The organism is Pontibacter arcticus, assembly GCF_003284895.1.
GTDB classification, from domain to species: Bacteria; Bacteroidota; Bacteroidia; order Cytophagales; family Hymenobacteraceae; genus Pontibacter; species Pontibacter arcticus.
Genome location: NZ_QMDV01000005.1, coordinates 100505 through 115243 on the forward strand (window position 1 = coordinate 100505; position 14739 = coordinate 115243).

The window sequence follows — 14739 nt, forward strand, 5'->3', positions numbered from 1 at the left end:
ATAAAAATATAAGAAACATTAAGCTGTAAAATTAGCAATTGTCAGCCAATTTCTGAGCATCTGCAACCCATAAGTAGTAAGAGCGGCCTCCGGATGAAACTGCAGCGCATACAACGGCCACGTTTTATGCCGGAAAGCCATCAGTTCGCCGGCAGCTGTATATGCCAGCGCGATTATACTTTCGGGCACTTGTTTTACCAGCAACGAGTGATAGCGTACAACTGTAATTTGTGCAGGTATACTTTCGAAAATGGGGTCTGGCTCGCAACTAATTTCCGACAGCTTGCCGTGCATTGGTTTAGTGGCCTTCTCTACTTTCGCTCCGAAAAACTCGCCAAGCGCCTGGTGGCCCAAACAAATGCCGAGCATGGGCAGGCGGCTGTGGTAATACCGGATAACTTCCATCATGTTACCGGCTTGTTGTGGCACGCCCGGCCCCGGCGACAAAACGATGGCTGTCAACGGTAATTGCTGTAACTGCTCCAGGCTGGCATCATTCCGGACCACATGCACTTCTACGCCAAGCTGCCCGAAATAATCCACCAGGTTATATGTAAAAGAGTCGAAGTTATCGAGCAGAAGAAGCATGGGCTAAGGTACTAATTGTTTAATGTGGTCATGTATTAATTACTGAATGGTTTAATTGATAAAGAATCTTTTCAGATTATATAATATAATTAGCCAAGTAAACAATTCACACATCAACTCTTAAAACTGATGCTTAAGCGAGGTAATCAGCGCTTTGATAAAGGGCATTACGTATCCTAAAATCTCCAGCGCATAAGGTGTTGTTTTGATTACGAACGGGTAAACCACCGACGCAGCGGCTGTTTCTTTGGAGATGCTGATGCCGGCCAGGTTAGAAACATATAACAGCAAACTGATAGCTACACACCATTTAAGAGCTCCCAAAACGCCTCCCAGGAAATTATCAAAAAAACCGAACGGCGTAAAATCGATTACTTTCTTGAGCAGCAACCCAACTACCCGCACCAATAAGATGATACCGGCAAACACAAGTATAAACGTTACAAAAGGAAGCAGGCCATGGGCATCGCCGACAAAACTGGCTATAACCGGCAGGGCCGTATCCAATAACTTTAGTCCCCCAAGTATGGCCAGCACCAACGCCACCAGCGAAACCAGTTCCAGCAGCAACCCCTTCCGGAAACCCATAAAAGCGCCATACGCAATCGGAATAGCCAGAAAAATATCGAACGTACTCATGTTAAAAGGAATAACGTATCACGACATACGTATCAGGCAGCACGATTCCTTGGCAAAGAAAATATAGTATAAATTGCTGCTAGCAATATCTTTTATCCTTTGTCAAAAAGTCTTTTGTCATCATAAATCCTGATACGTGTGTCGTGCTACGTGATACTAAAAATCAGTATTATTCAGCAGATCACTAACGGCTGTTGAAATAGCGCGGCCATCGGCTTTGCCAGCCAGTTCTTTCGAAGCTACGCCCATCACTTTCCCTAAATCAGAAGGGCCGGTAGCGCCCACACGACGGATAATATCAAGCAAATGCACGCGTAAGTCGCCGGCATCGAGTTGCTTTGGCAAAAACTCTTCGATAACAGCCAGCTCTCCCAGTTCTACTTCTTCCAAGTCCGGGCGGTCCTGCTTGGCATACAGTTCAGCCGATTCGCGGCGTTGCTTGGCAGCTTTGGTCAGGAGTTTCATTTCGGCATCTTCCGATATCCCTTCGGCTCCGCCTTTTTCGGTTTCGGCCAGCATGATCATCGATTTTATACTTCTGAGGGCTTGTAGGCGGGCTTTGTCTTTGGCCAGCATGGCTTGCTTAATGTCGGCGTCTATGCGTTGTTTCAGGCTCATAGTTTTGTTGCGTTTATACTTTTATGGTTTGATAAAAATTCTGTTTGCGGGTATGTAGCTACGTTATGCCGGGTTGGCGAGGCAGCGGGTTATCAACTTAAACAAAATTCTGTTACTTTAGTCATTTGTAAAGCTAACGTATAAACAGCCCAAAGGGCCGTAATTGCATACCCATGACCAAACTGAGTGTAAATATAAACAAAATAGCTACGCTACGGAACGCCCGTGGCGGTGACAGACCAAACGTAGTGCAGGTAGCCAAAGATTGTGAGCGCTTCGGAGCGCAGGGCATTACCGTACATCCCCGCCCCGACGAGCGCCACATCCGGTACCGCGATGTGTACGACCTGCACGAGATCGTTACCACCGAATTTAACATCGAAGGCAACCCAACGCCGGACTTCCTGCGGATGGTGCTGGATATAAAACCGGCACAGGTAACGCTGGTGCCTGATGCGCCCGATGCAATTACATCCAACGCTGGCTGGGACACGATCCGGAATAAGGATTTCCTGAAAGATATCATCCATAAACTAAAAGAATCGGGCATCCGGACTTCTATTTTTGTTGACCCTGACCTAAGTATGCTGGAAGGCGCAGCAGCCGTAGACACCGACCGCGTAGAACTGTACACCGAAGCCTATGCCAGCGGCTACCACCAAAACCGCGATGCTGCCATTGCAACTTATGTACAGGCTTCCGAGAAGGCAGCCGAGCTTGGTTTAGGTTTAAATGCCGGCCACGACCTCGACCTCGACAACCTGAAATACTTAAAAGACAACCTCCTGAATTTGCAGGAAGTAAGTATAGGCCATGCCCTGGTTTGCGACGCGTTATACTTTGGGCTGGAGAACACGATCCAGTTATACTTGCGCCAGCTGCAATAGCCGTGGTAAACATACTTACCGTTCAGGAGTTTCTGGAGAAGGCAAAACAACTGCCCATATTGGATGCGCGTGCGCCCAAAGAATTCGCTGTTGGCCATATTCCGCAGGCTGTAAGCTTTCCTATTTTTGATGATGAGGAGCGTGCCACGGTAGGCACCGCTTATAAACAACAGGGCCACGACCCGGCTGTATTATTGGGTTTAGATCTGTTCGGACCAAAGATGTCGGCTTTTGTGAAACAGGCGGGTAAAGTAGCGCAAAATAAAGAGCTGCTGGTACATTGCTGGCGGGGCGGCATGCGCAGCAACGCCATGGCTTGGCTCCTCGATTTTTCGGGTTTCAAGGTACATTTGCTGGAAGGTGGTTATAAAACCTACCGCCACCTGATTCAGGAGCAATTTACAAAACCCTGGCCTATACTTGTTATTGGCGGCCTTACCGGCAGCGGCAAAACAGATCTGTTACCCTACTTACAAAAAGCCGGTCAGCAAAGTATAGATTTAGAGGAGTTGGCCAGTCACAAAGGCTCCGCTTTCGGAAGTATAAACATGGCACCGCAGCCCAGCACTGAACATTTCGAAAACCTGCTCGGCACAGCTTTGTTAGCGCTTAACACCCAGCAACCGCTCTGGCTCGAAGACGAAAGTACAAGTATAGGCCGGGTACAGATGCCCAAACCTTTTTACGACCAGATGCAGCAGGCACCCACGCTTGTACTGGAAATACCAAGAGAAATACGCATCCGGAAACTAGCCGAAGAATACTGTCAGGTTGAGAAAGATTTGCTCGAAGCTGCTGTACTCAAAATAAAAAAACGACTTGGCGGGCTTGCCACCCAGGAAGCACTACAAGCCATTGCCACCGGCGACATGGAAAAGATGGTGGAAATTGCACTAGTGTATTACGACAAGGCGTATACTTTTGAATTAGCACACAAGAAACATGTTTTCACGTTGCCTTTACAAAGTATAAATCCGGCCGAAAATGCGGAGCAACTGATTGGGTTTGCCCGCCAACACAACTTACTTTAACTCTCTATGGAAGCTACATCAACCTCAGAAATAAAACTTACCCAATACAGCCACGGCGCCGGCTGCGGTTGCAAAATATCGCCTAAAGTATTGGATGCCATTCTGCACAGCAACATCAGTTATCCGGCTGATAAAAACCTGCTGGTTGGCAACAGTTCCCGCGACGATGCCGCAGTTTACGACATTGGCGAAGGCCGCGCGATCATCAGTACCACCGATTTTTTTATGCCTATTGTGGATGATGCCTACGATTTTGGGCGAATAGCTTCGGCTAACGCGATTTCGGATGTGTATGCGATGGGCGGAAAACCGGTGATGGCGATTGCTGTACTTGGCTGGCCAATTGATAAACTCTCACCGGAAGTAGCCCGGCGCGTAATGGAAGGCAGCCGCAGTATTTGTCAGGAAGCTGGCATTGCCCTGGCCGGCGGCCACAGCATCGATAGCCCGGAGCCTATTTTCGGCCTGGCTGTAACCGGCATGGTAGACATCAAAAACCTGAAACAGAATAACACGGCTACCGCCGGCTGCGAATTATACTTAACAAAACCGCTCGGCGTAGGCATCCTGACCACCGCCCAGAAAAAAGCCATACTTCTTCCAGAGCACGCGCAACTGGCACCGCAGCAAATGATGCAGCTAAACAAAATTGGGGCAGAATTGGGCCAATTGCCACAAGTAAAAGCCATGACCGATGTAACCGGTTTTGGTTTATTGGGCCACCTATCCGAAATGTGCGAAGGCAGTAATTTAAACGCTGAAGTATACTTTGACAAAGTGCCTGTTCTGCCCGAAGCGTTGGAATATATGGCACAAAAAGCAATACCCGGCGGCACCAACCGCAACTTCGACAGCTACGGCCATAAAGTAGCAGACCTTACACCAAACCAGAAACACCTGCTTTGCGACCCCCAAACAAGCGGCGGTTTACTTGTAGCCGTTGACCCAACAGAGCGTGAAGAAGTACTACAATTGTTTGCAAAGTATGATTTACAATTACAACCACTAGGCATTTTAAAGGAGCGCGGCACAGACGAAAAACTGATAACTGTACGCTAAAACAATCGTTCCAAAGTATAAAGTATACTTTAAAGTATAAAAGATGCTTCAGTTTTTCGTAAGCAGTTTATACTTTATTAATCACCGATAATTGCAACATGAAACTTCATTATAAAGAATTAGGCCACGGGCAACCGCTGCTTATACTCCACGGTTTATTTGGCACACTAGATAACTGGCAGACGCTGGCAAAACGCTTTGCTGAACATTACAACGTATTTATAGTAGACCTGCGCAACCACGGCCGCTCGCCGCACTCCGATGAACATAGTTATGAGTTGATGGCGGAAGATGTACTGGAGCTGATCGATGATCTTCAAATTCCAACGCCAGCTATTATGGGCCACTCAATGGGCGGAAAAGTAGCGATGCAGTTTGCTCTTAAATACCCAACGCGCCTCACTAAACTTATTGTGGTAGACATTGCGCCAAAAGCGTACCCGCCGCACCACGACGAAATTATTGATGCGCTACGTTCTGTTGACCTGACTACCGTAACAAGTCGTGGAGATGTGGATGAGCAATTGAGCAAACAGATTCCGGAGATGGATGTGCGCTTGTTCCTGATGAAAAACCTGTACCGCAAAGAAGACAATACCTTTGGCTGGCGCATGAACCTGGAAGCACTGGATAAAAACTATGCAAATGTAGCCGCAGCCATTGCTGCCGATGTTCCTTTCAAGAAAAGTACGCTGTTTATTAAAGGTGGCAGATCGCGCTACATACAACAGGAAGATATTTACGGCAGCATCGAGCACCTTTTTACGTTGGTTGAGGTAGAAACCATACCAAATGCCGGCCATTGGGTACACGCCCAGGCTCCTGACGAAGTATACGAACTGGTCTCTAATTTTTTAGCTCACTAAAACCCTAAAACAGGAAGTATAAAGCATAAATCCCTGCTTTATACAGCTGTTTAATAACTGCCTGCTGAAGTTATACTTTGCACTTTAAAATATACCTCAACGCATCAGCACTATTCTTATTTATACTTTTAACTACATGAAGCAACCGGGCATTTTATATCTGATTCCCACTATACTCGTCGAAGATACTGCTGATAAAGTTATATCGCCGCAGGTAAAAGAAACTGTGCAGCAGCTTACTTATTTTATCGTGGAGAACCTGCGCACGGCCCGTCGGTTTGTAAAAAGCATTTGTCCGGAACTGGTTATCGAGCAGCTCACTTTTGTGCAGATCGATAAAGACGCTACGCCGGCACAGGTACAAGCCTCACTTAAACCGGTACTGGAGCAAGGCCTGGATGCCGGAATCATTTCGGAGGCAGGTTGTCCCGGTATTGCTGACCCGGGCGCAGAAGTTGTAAAGTATGGCCACCAGAAAAACATCAAGGTTATTCCGTTTGCAGGGCCTTCGGCTATACTTTTAAGTTTGATGGGAAGCGGCTTTAACGGACAGAACTTTGCATTCCATGGGTACATTCCGATAGAACGCGGCCCTCGCACGCAGGCACTCCGCCACCTCGAGAAAGAAATGCAGCAACGCGACCAGACCCAAATCTTTATGGAAACACCTTACCGCAATAACAAGCTTTTAGAAGATCTGCTGCTGACCTTAAGCGGCGGCACGCGCCTGTGCATTGCCGCCAATATTACCTCTCCTACTCACGAGTTTATCAAAACCAAAACCATCGCCGACTGGAAAGGCTCGTTGCCGGATATTCATAAGCAGCCGGCGGTATTTTTGATTTATAAGTAAGTTACCAGTTTTACATAAAAAAGCCGCCCCAAATTATTGAGGCGGCTTTTTTATAAACTAAAAGGCTCCCGAATATCAGGAGCCTTTTAGTTTATAAAAATGTATTTCTACAATCTTTATTTTAAATGATGACTATCTAACGTCCCAGAAAAGTTTCGTTTCTCTTACATCACCACCAATGGCAGCACCCGCTGCAGAGCGGTTAGCTCCGTTTAGCGTTTGCTCATTAATTGGATAAATCATACGAGTTGGAATTGTTAGATCCGAAGTAGGAGGCAGTAAGTTTGGTGCATCTAATCTTCTCCACTCAGTCCATGCATCAAAGCCACGGTTGTATAAAGCAATCCACTTTTGTGTACCGATCTTCTGTCTCCAGTCGCCAGCAGCTGTAGTGTAAGCAACAGCAGGCTGAGCTAAGTAATTAGTAGCCTCAGTTGCAGTTCCACCCCAGTAAGTGATAGAAGCAGTAACAGCTCTGTTGTAGTGTTCAGCAGCTGTTCCAATAGCAACTCCTGTTGTTAGGCTATATCCTCTTTCTGCAGCTTCAGCAAGTAAGAACTCTACTTCAGAATAGTCTAAAAGTAACGCTTCGAAAGCTGGATTTGCAATTTTAGCACTTACAGTAGAGAAACTAGTATATGTGTTAGGAAAACCATAGATACCACCTCTAAAACCTTTAAATGCTTCATTAGTAGGAGTCTTAGGATCATCTGCAATATTCAGCTCTGTAAAGTAGAATGGTCTTCTTGGATCGTTCAATGTATTCATTCTATCAACGATCGTGTTAGCTGCAACATAATCCTCACGGTTTGTAAGCGGGCCTTTCACGTTAGAAGATATCGGGTTATTATTTGGCGTTGTAGCCATATAAGGGAACTTAGCATTGTCTGCATTGCTCTGAAACACATTTGGCGCTGCCGCTTCTACTAAGGTTTTAGCCTTGGCATTGTCTACATCAGCAATTACCATTGCTAACTTTAACTTCAGGGAATTACCAAACATCGCCCATTTAGCCATTTTGGTACCAGGAGTAAAAGGAGAATTATATATAATGTCCCCTTCACCAAAACCACCAACAGTTGAGGTATTTATACGGCCTAATGCTACATCAAGGCGAGCCAGAAGGTCATTATACACAGTTTGTGCATTGTCATACTTTGGCAACGAGTTAGTAGCATCCAATGCTTCAGTATAAGGAATGTCACCAAAAGCGTTTACCAGCACAGACCAGGCATAAACTTCCATGATCTCGATCTGAGCCATTTGATTGCTTTTGAGTTCAGCATTGATGAACTGATCTGCTTCCAGCAATTTTTTTGCTTCCTGTAAGTCAGCTAAAACATCACGGTAAAGCGTCTGCCACAAGTTCTGAGGGATCAGTCGCGAAGTCATGTTATAACGTGGCTCATCCAGATATTGTGTTGATGTCCATTGCTGTGCATAGAACCTGAAGTTGTTGGAGTTAACGTTTGGAGTCGTTAATATATCCGTCATGTTCTTTACAGCACCTGTAAATAGTGTTTCTGGCGGAGCAGCACTTGCTCTCTTCTGATCTACGTTGAAATCATCCAGAGAATCTACGCATGATGCCATAAACACCAGCGAGAATATACCTATAAGAATCTTTTTCATCTTCGAGTGTTAGAAATTTAATTTAACGTTAAATCCGTACGTTTTAATAGCAGGATATGCACCAGACTGATAACCTCTACCTGAGTTACCTGAGCTTAAACCTTCTTCCGGATCTGAGTATTCCATGTTTTTGTGAATAATCCACAGGTTACGACCAATCAACTGAAGATCAACACCTTTGATCATTCCGATTTTACCAACGATCGACTCAGGAAGAGAATAAGAAAGAGCTACTTCTCTCAGTTTCACGAAGCTACCATCAAACACGTAATTTGCAAGTGGTGTTCCTAAATAGTTGTTAGCTGCATAACCATAAGGTGTTAAGCCGTCACCATCCTGGTTTTCTGCATATACAGTGTTTGGCTGGCCGTTTTCGTTAACACCTGGCAATAATACCCCACCACCTTCAGAAACTGGAAGACGAGAATCTACACCTCTTGCATTAAGGCCGGCAGTATGCTCATATAAACCTGTTCCTTCACCGTACCACTGGTCAAGTGAGAACACATCACCACCATGGCGCATATCAATTAAGAAACCAAGTGAAAGGCCTTTGTAAGTAAGTGTGTTGTTGATACCACCTAACCAATCCGGGTTTGGATTACCAATAATCGCATCAGCAGCATCAGAAACCATGTAATAACCATTTTCATCTACCATTTTGCCACCATTTGGATGGTAAACAAAATCAGTACCTCTGATGATACCATAAGGCTGGCCTACAGCAGCGTTAACAGATACACCACCCTGGAAAGAAGCCAAAGGAACGTTCTGTACATCTTCATATAAGCTCAACACTTCGTTTCTGTTGCGAGAGAAGTTCAGGTTTAAGTTCCAGGTAAAGTCACCGGTTTGAATTGGAGTAACAAACGCTGAAATCTCTATACCCTTGTTCTGCATTTCACCAGCATTAACAAAACGCTGTGTATAACCACTTGCTGCAGAAGTACTGATCGGAAGGATCTGGTCTACTGAATTGGTTTTGTAGTACGTGAAATCAAACCCGAACAGGCTGTTAAAGAAGTCTGCTTCAATACCTGCTTCAAAGCTTTTGGTTCTTTCCGGCTTCAAATTAGGATTGTTCTTTGTGCTAGGTAAGGAGAAGATAGGAACTGCACCGAAACCGGTTGGCTTATCATATACATCAAATAAACTTAACGGTTGAGGTGAGTTACCTACCTCTGCATAGTTTACTCTTACTTTACCATGAGATAACCAAGGCGTCTTGATCAGGTTAGAGAATACTACGTTAGTAGCAACTGCCGGATAGAAGAAAGTATCATCATCGCTTGGTAATGTTGTTGACTTATCCTGACGGGCTGAAAGCTCTAAGAAGTAAGTGTCTTTGAAACCAAAGTTTGCATTTGCAAAGATACCGTCTACACCCTGACGTGAGTAACCTTCGGTTGGAGGGTTAACAGGGTTCTTAGAGTTAGATAACGAATATAAACCCGGTACAACAAGACCACCGTTTGTGAAAGATCTGATTGAGCCTTCACGGTTTCTGCGAAGGTTAGATCCTAGTAAACCAGTAAAGCTGATATCTTCAGAAATATCCTTGTTAAAATTCAGGATCAAGTCATAGTTAGACTCGTTAAAGTCTCTGTTAAATCTCTCATACTCACTAAGTGCAGCACTACCAATAGCAATACGCTCTTCCTGGAAGTCAGTAGTTGTGTTGAAAGCAGCTCTACCCATTACACTTAACCAGTCAGTGAATTTGTAGTTAACTGTAGCATAACCATAGATGTTATCACGGCTATCGCTGGAGTAGTTCTGGTAAGCAGACCAGTAAGGGTTATCAGAATAGATCGGGCCACTATTGGAGCTGTTATAGTTCCAGGTCATGTTACGATTATTTCTGTTGTAAGCGTCTTCCTGTTGTTTGATGTCTACGTTTGTCTGCCACCACTGTCTGAATTGTTGGTTAGGGTTACGTCCATCATAACCAGTACCATATCGGCCTATACCTTCAGTGCGGGAGTAGTTAGCAGATGCGCTGATCGTTAACTTATCAGTTGCTTCATAAGAAGCATTGAAGTTAAGGAGGTTCTTATCAATTGTAGAGTTCGGAAGGTTACCTTTAATATCGTTACGGGTATACCCTAAGTTGAAGGTAGTTTTATCGCCACCACCACTAACTACAATACTTTGGTTAGAATTAACGCCAGTCTCATAGAAAGTTTCAGGGCCATTTTTTGCAGCTACCCATGGCGTTGTTCTGCCAAAGTTCGGCGAAGTCGGATCAACTGCATCCCACTGATAAACTAATAAGCTAGGGTCAAATTTAGGTCCGTAAGAAGCATCATCCTGGAAACGCACTACTGGCGCTACACCATCACCTCCATTAGGATCTAGATCTCTTGAAGCACGGAAGCCCTGGAAATAACCAGCACCGTACTGATCCTGGTATCTGATGAAAGTGCTTTTATCAATATTACTAAAGGTAACACCACTGTTTATAGCAACGTTCATGCTATTTTTCTTACCTTTTTTAGTAGTAATCATGATAACACCACTTGATGCACGCGAACCGTAAAGCGCTGTAGCAGCAGCACCTTTCAGAACGTTTACAGATTCGATGTTGTCAGGGTTTAAGTCGGCAGCAGCGTTACCAAAGTCAGCACCACCACCACCTGCACGTTGTGTAGATGTGTTGTTGTTGGCATTACTTACAGGCACACCATCGATTACAAATAATGCCTGGTTATTACCAGTAATAGAGGAATAACCACGGATAATAACGTTTGTAGAACCACCCATGGTGTTGTTTGATCTGATATCCAGACCTGCAACCTTACCAGAAAGTGTATTTACAAAGTCTGAGCTTCTGGTACGGGTAATTTGCTCTGCACTTACAGTCTGTGCTGAGTAAGCCAGTTCGTTTCTGCTTTTCTCAATACCAAGGGCAGTTACAACCATTTCGTCAAGCTGCTTGGTATCAAGCGGTAAGCTAACATTAATAGAAGAAGCATTACCAATTGCACGCTCTGTTACCTGGTACCCGATAAATCTGAATACCAATGTAGTTCCTCCTTCAGGTACATTTAAAGAGTAAGTACCATCAGCGCCTGTAGCAGTACCAACTGTTGTTCCTTTTACAAGAACTGCAACTCCTGGTAACGGCTGGCTGGTAGAAGCATCTACCACCCTACCAGTGATTGCTCTTACCTGGGCCATTGCCTGTTGCAGCAGGGCCGTTATCAGCAAGAAGCATAGAAATAAAATTTTCTTCATTGTGCTGTTTGTTTAGTTTAAAGTGAGTATTGAATATGTTTTACTATTGCCGGAACTCAACTTGGGCCGGCTCCCAAAACCTATCTGCATTTGCTAGATGCGTCCTGATTGTCTCTATATAAAGCTGGATTCTGATGCTTATTCATCATAGTACAGCTTTTATTACCATTTATTCTAATTGCAGCAATGAGCTTATCCAACTAAGTATGTAAACTATTTTTCTATAGTCAGAATTAAACCAAGTTTAGACAAAGTATCTGACTTAAACAAATATTTATTTCAGAAAAGTTAGCATTTTACATAGTTCTAGAAAGCAAAATATGAATTTAAGCTTATATCCATTTGCCTGTTAACTAGTTACCCTGTTTTTTAAAATATACTTCACCTGCTTTATAATAAGAATAAAGTACAGATATACTTGCTTTAATTACCAATATGTAGTGCTCCTACTACATGTCTCTATAAGATTTTTCCTATTTGAAGCTACAGTTAGGACAAAGCCAAAATAAACGCACAATATAGTATTAGTTATATATTAGGGTATTATGCCTAGCATTCAGTATATATAATTAATAAGACAATTCATTATGTTTAACCTGTATTTGTTTAACCTCTGCTAGAAGCTACATACTATAACCAGATAAAGACACTATATAAGAAGTATAGGTATATATAGGAAAACGCCTTTTCTGTCAGCAAAACATATTTCATTTTGCTGACAGAAAAGGCGTTTTAGCCTCAACGAATTAAGAAAAGTTTATTTTAGTACTTGGTAGGTAATAAAAGCCATAACATAGGCCAGGCCACTCATATAAACAAGTTGTGCCAGGGGCCAGGTCCAGCTTTTTGTTTCGCGGCGCACAATGGCTAACGTACTTATACATTGCATGGCGAACAGGTAAAAGATCATCAGGGAGAAGGAGCGGGCAAGATTAAAGAAAGGCTCCCCGTTATCATCTTTTTCGCTGAGCAGTTTATTTTTTAAAGTGCTTACATTTTCCTCTTCGCCTATACTATAGATAGTAGAGATGGTACCCACAAATACCTCGCGGGCAGCAAAAGAAGTAAGCAAGGCAATTCCGATCTTCCAGTCATAGCCCAATGGTTTGATGGCAGGTTCTATACTTCGGCCAATAATACCGGCATACGAAGACTCTAACTGATGCGAGGCAATCCTGTTTTCGGTTTGTACTTCATCCAGGTTCTCCACTTTAGCCTCGGTGAGTGCCAGTTGTTCTGCTTCTTCAAACGCATTACCCGGGCCATAAGATGCCAGTACCCAAAGTATAATCGAAACAGCCACGATCACCTTACCGGCCTCCAGTACGAAGGTCTTCGACTTTTCGAAAATGGTGAGCCCTACGTTTTTCCAGCGGGGCATTTTATACGTCGGGAACTCCATAATAAAGTAGCTCCGTTCTCTGGCTTTTAGTAGTACTTTTAACAACAAGGCTGAAAATATCGCCGCCAGGAAACCGACCAGGTATAAACCCATCAGCACAATCCCCTGCAGATTCAGGAAACCAAAATAGTAGGTTTCCGGCACTACCAGCGCAATAAGCACGGTATAAACCGGAATACGCGCCGAGCAACTCATCAAAGGTGTTACAAAGATGGTGATCATGCGGTCTTTCCAGTTTTCGATGGTACGCGCCGACATGATAGCAGGTACAGCACAGGCCACACCTGAAATAAGCGGCACCACACTTTTACCGTTCAGTCCGAACTTACGCATAATCCTATCCATCATAAACGTAACACGGGCCATATACCCCGTTTCTTCCAGAATGGCTATAAATGCAAACAGCACAGCAATCTGTGGCACAAAGATGAGCACGCCACCCAGTCCGGCAATAATGCCTTCGGTTAACAGGTTTATCAGCGGCCCGCTAAAGTTATCCTGAATGAGCCCATTCAGGTTCGTGATGCCCAGGTCGATCAGATCCATGGGGTAACTGGCCCAGGCAAAAACTGCCTGGAAAACCATGAACAGAATTGCAAAAAAGATCAGGTAGCCAAAAATCTTGTGCGTTAATATCTGATCAAGGCGGTTACTGAATTTTTCGTCTTTCTGTACTTTCTCGACCCGCACTACATCCAGCAGCAGCTCGTTTATGCGTACATAACGGGCAATGGTTTCTTTGCCTTGTAAAGTATTTGAATGGAAATTGTTTTCGGTGAGCAGCTTATCCAGCCACTGCACATCTGCCTCCGATAAAAACTTGAGGCTCCTGTATTGGTGTGCATACTGCAGCGCCAGGTAATCCGTAGCAAGATCGAAACGCTGTTTTATACTTTGCAAAGCAGGTTGCAACTCTTCCGGGATATCAAAAAAAGGAACCGTAGAAATTTCCGGTTGCTGAGATGCTACGATCTTCAAGGCTGCCATACCAACACCTTTGCGGGCATTCATCGGGATAATTGGGACACCCAGGGCCCGGTGCAAAGCCGGAACATCAATTTTTACGCCTTCGCTTTCGGCAAGGTCAACCATATTAAGCGCCAGCACCACCGGAATCTGTAGATCGGCGAGCTGGGTGTAAAGCAACAGGTTACGCTTCAGGTTAGACGCATCTGCTGTTACAATAACAAGGTCCGGGTAATGTTTCGACTGCGGATCATACAGCAGGTCTATAATAACACGTTCATCCAGCGATTTCGGATAAAGGCTATAGGTACCTGGCAGGTCGATTATCTGAGCTTTGAGGGTAGGCGTAAGCTGGCTGTAACCTGTCTTTTTATCAACTGTTACGCCTGGGAAGTTTCCCACCTTCTGGTTTAAACCGGTAAGCTGGTTAAAAAGAGAAGTTTTACCTGAGTTCGGGTTACCTATCAGCGCAATTTTGGCAACTGACTTTAATATAGCAGGCTTTTCGGCCTGTACCATTTCAGGCTGGGTAATTACAGTCATGGCAAAAATACTACTTCAGCAAAATCGTTTCAGCTTCGTCTAAACGCAAAGAGAGGGTATAATCATTTACAATGATCGTGATGGGATCTCCGAGCGGGGCACGGCTGTTCATTTTTACATGGGTGCCGGGCAAGCATCCCATTTCCAGTAACTTCAGGCCCATTTCCGGATCCTGGAGGCAGCAAATAATGCCGTGTTCGCCAATCTTAAGGTCGCGTACACTTTTCTGGCCTTGTTCCATTTTCGCTTTCTTCTGCACCTGCTGTTGCTCTTATTTAGACTTTTTATAAACAACTGCAAGTTACAAGGTGTTCACTTGTAATGCAAAAGATGTTACCTAAATGTGAAAATAGATTGACGAAGTAACTAGCACAAGTATAAACCAATCGGGCAAGGAAGTATAACAAAGTATAAAAAA

Annotated in this window: 12 protein-coding genes; 5 read left to right on the forward strand and 7 right to left on the reverse strand. The window is 44.4% G+C overall.

All coding sequences use genetic code 11. The annotated features are described in order from the left end of the window. Positions 1-18: 18 nt before the first annotated feature. The 3 genes from DP923_RS15605 to DP923_RS15615 all read right to left on the reverse strand — a co-directional run bounded on the left by DP923_RS15605 (position 19) and on the right by DP923_RS15615 (position 1845). The gene (locus DP923_RS15605; RefSeq protein WP_112306821.1) at positions 19-588 is read right to left on the reverse strand and encodes an anthranilate synthase component II; all 570 of its coding nucleotides are present in this window, start codon (positions 586-588) and stop codon (positions 19-21) included. A 120-nt stretch (positions 589-708) separates the two neighbouring features. Continuing rightward, on the reverse strand, positions 709-1227 hold the full coding sequence (locus tag DP923_RS15610; protein ID WP_112306822.1) for a CvpA family protein: 519 nt from the start codon (positions 1225-1227) through the stop codon (positions 709-711). A gap of 156 nt (positions 1228-1383) precedes the next feature. Beyond that, complete coding sequence (locus DP923_RS15615; protein ID WP_112306823.1) at positions 1384-1845, reverse strand: GatB/YqeY domain-containing protein; 462 nt, start codon at positions 1843-1845, stop codon at positions 1384-1386. Positions 1846-2018: 173 nt separating this feature from the next. On the opposite strand from DP923_RS15615, the gene DP923_RS15620 reads away from it, so the two are divergent. The 5 genes from DP923_RS15620 (at position 2019) to DP923_RS15640 (ending at position 6541) form a co-directional block, all read left to right on the forward strand. Continuing rightward, on the forward strand, positions 2019-2732 hold the full coding sequence (locus tag DP923_RS15620; RefSeq protein ID WP_112306824.1) for a pyridoxine 5'-phosphate synthase: 714 nt from the start codon (positions 2019-2021) through the stop codon (positions 2730-2732). A 2-nt stretch (positions 2733-2734) separates the two neighbouring features. After that, positions 2735-3763 (forward strand): tRNA 2-selenouridine(34) synthase MnmH, encoded by a 1029-nt coding sequence (gene mnmH, locus DP923_RS15625; protein ID WP_112306825.1) that lies wholly within the window; start codon positions 2735-2737, stop codon positions 3761-3763. 6 nt (positions 3764-3769) lie between these two features. After that, positions 3770-4822, forward strand: a complete 1053-nt coding sequence (selD, locus tag DP923_RS15630) for a selenide, water dikinase SelD (RefSeq protein WP_112306826.1) — start codon at positions 3770-3772, stop codon at positions 4820-4822. A gap of 98 nt (positions 4823-4920) precedes the next feature. Further along, positions 4921-5688 (forward strand): alpha/beta fold hydrolase, encoded by a 768-nt coding sequence (locus DP923_RS15635; RefSeq protein WP_112306827.1) that lies wholly within the window; start codon positions 4921-4923, stop codon positions 5686-5688. A 136-nt stretch (positions 5689-5824) separates the two neighbouring features. Then, positions 5825-6541: an SAM-dependent methyltransferase gene (locus DP923_RS15640; protein ID WP_112306828.1), complete on the forward strand. Its 717-nt coding sequence runs from the start codon at positions 5825-5827 to the stop codon at positions 6539-6541. A gap of 132 nt (positions 6542-6673) precedes the next feature. Here DP923_RS15640 and DP923_RS15645 read toward each other — a convergent pair whose 3' ends face one another. The 4 genes from DP923_RS15645 to DP923_RS15660 form a co-directional block, all read right to left on the reverse strand. After that, positions 6674-8173 (reverse strand): SusD/RagB family nutrient-binding outer membrane lipoprotein, encoded by a 1500-nt coding sequence (locus DP923_RS15645; protein WP_112306829.1) that lies wholly within the window; start codon positions 8171-8173, stop codon positions 6674-6676. A 9-nt stretch (positions 8174-8182) separates the two neighbouring features. Beyond that, positions 8183-11410, reverse strand: a complete 3228-nt coding sequence (locus DP923_RS15650; protein WP_112306830.1) for a SusC/RagA family TonB-linked outer membrane protein — start codon at positions 11408-11410, stop codon at positions 8183-8185. A gap of 757 nt (positions 11411-12167) precedes the next feature. Continuing rightward, on the reverse strand, positions 12168-14321 hold the full coding sequence (gene feoB / locus DP923_RS15655; protein ID WP_112306831.1) for a ferrous iron transport protein B: 2154 nt from the start codon (positions 14319-14321) through the stop codon (positions 12168-12170). Between the two features lie 10 nt (positions 14322-14331). Then, the gene (locus tag DP923_RS15660) at positions 14332-14562 is read right to left on the reverse strand and encodes a FeoA family protein (protein WP_112306879.1); all 231 of its coding nucleotides are present in this window, start codon (positions 14560-14562) and stop codon (positions 14332-14334) included. Positions 14563-14739 lie beyond the last annotated feature (177 nt).

Bases quoted from the DNA above. Each gene is read 5' to 3' on its own strand.
- DP923_RS15605 (WP_112306821.1), bottom strand. From the start codon at position 588: ATGCTTCTTCTGCTCGATAACTTCGACTCTTTTACATATAACCTGGTG.
- DP923_RS15610 (WP_112306822.1), bottom strand. From the start codon at position 1,227: ATGAGTACGTTCGATATTTTTCTGGCTATTCCGATTGCGTATGGCGCT.
- DP923_RS15615 (WP_112306823.1), bottom strand. From the start codon at position 1,845: ATGAGCCTGAAACAACGCATAGACGCCGACATTAAGCAAGCCATGCTG.
- DP923_RS15620 (WP_112306824.1), top strand. From the start codon at position 2,019: ATGACCAAACTGAGTGTAAATATAAACAAAATAGCTACGCTACGGAAC.
- selD (WP_112306826.1), top strand. From the start codon at position 3,770: ATGGAAGCTACATCAACCTCAGAAATAAAACTTACCCAATACAGCCAC.
- DP923_RS15635 (WP_112306827.1), top strand. From the start codon at position 4,921: ATGAAACTTCATTATAAAGAATTAGGCCACGGGCAACCGCTGCTTATA.
- DP923_RS15640 (WP_112306828.1), top strand. From the start codon at position 5,825: ATGAAGCAACCGGGCATTTTATATCTGATTCCCACTATACTCGTCGAA.
- DP923_RS15645 (WP_112306829.1), bottom strand. From the start codon at position 8,173: ATGAAAAAGATTCTTATAGGTATATTCTCGCTGGTGTTTATGGCATCA.
- DP923_RS15650 (WP_112306830.1), bottom strand. From the start codon at position 11,410: ATGAAGAAAATTTTATTTCTATGCTTCTTGCTGATAACGGCCCTGCTG.
- feoB (WP_112306831.1), bottom strand. From the start codon at position 14,321: ATGACTGTAATTACCCAGCCTGAAATGGTACAGGCCGAAAAGCCTGCT.
- DP923_RS15660 (WP_112306879.1), bottom strand. From the start codon at position 14,562: ATGGAACAAGGCCAGAAAAGTGTACGCGACCTTAAGATTGGCGAACAC.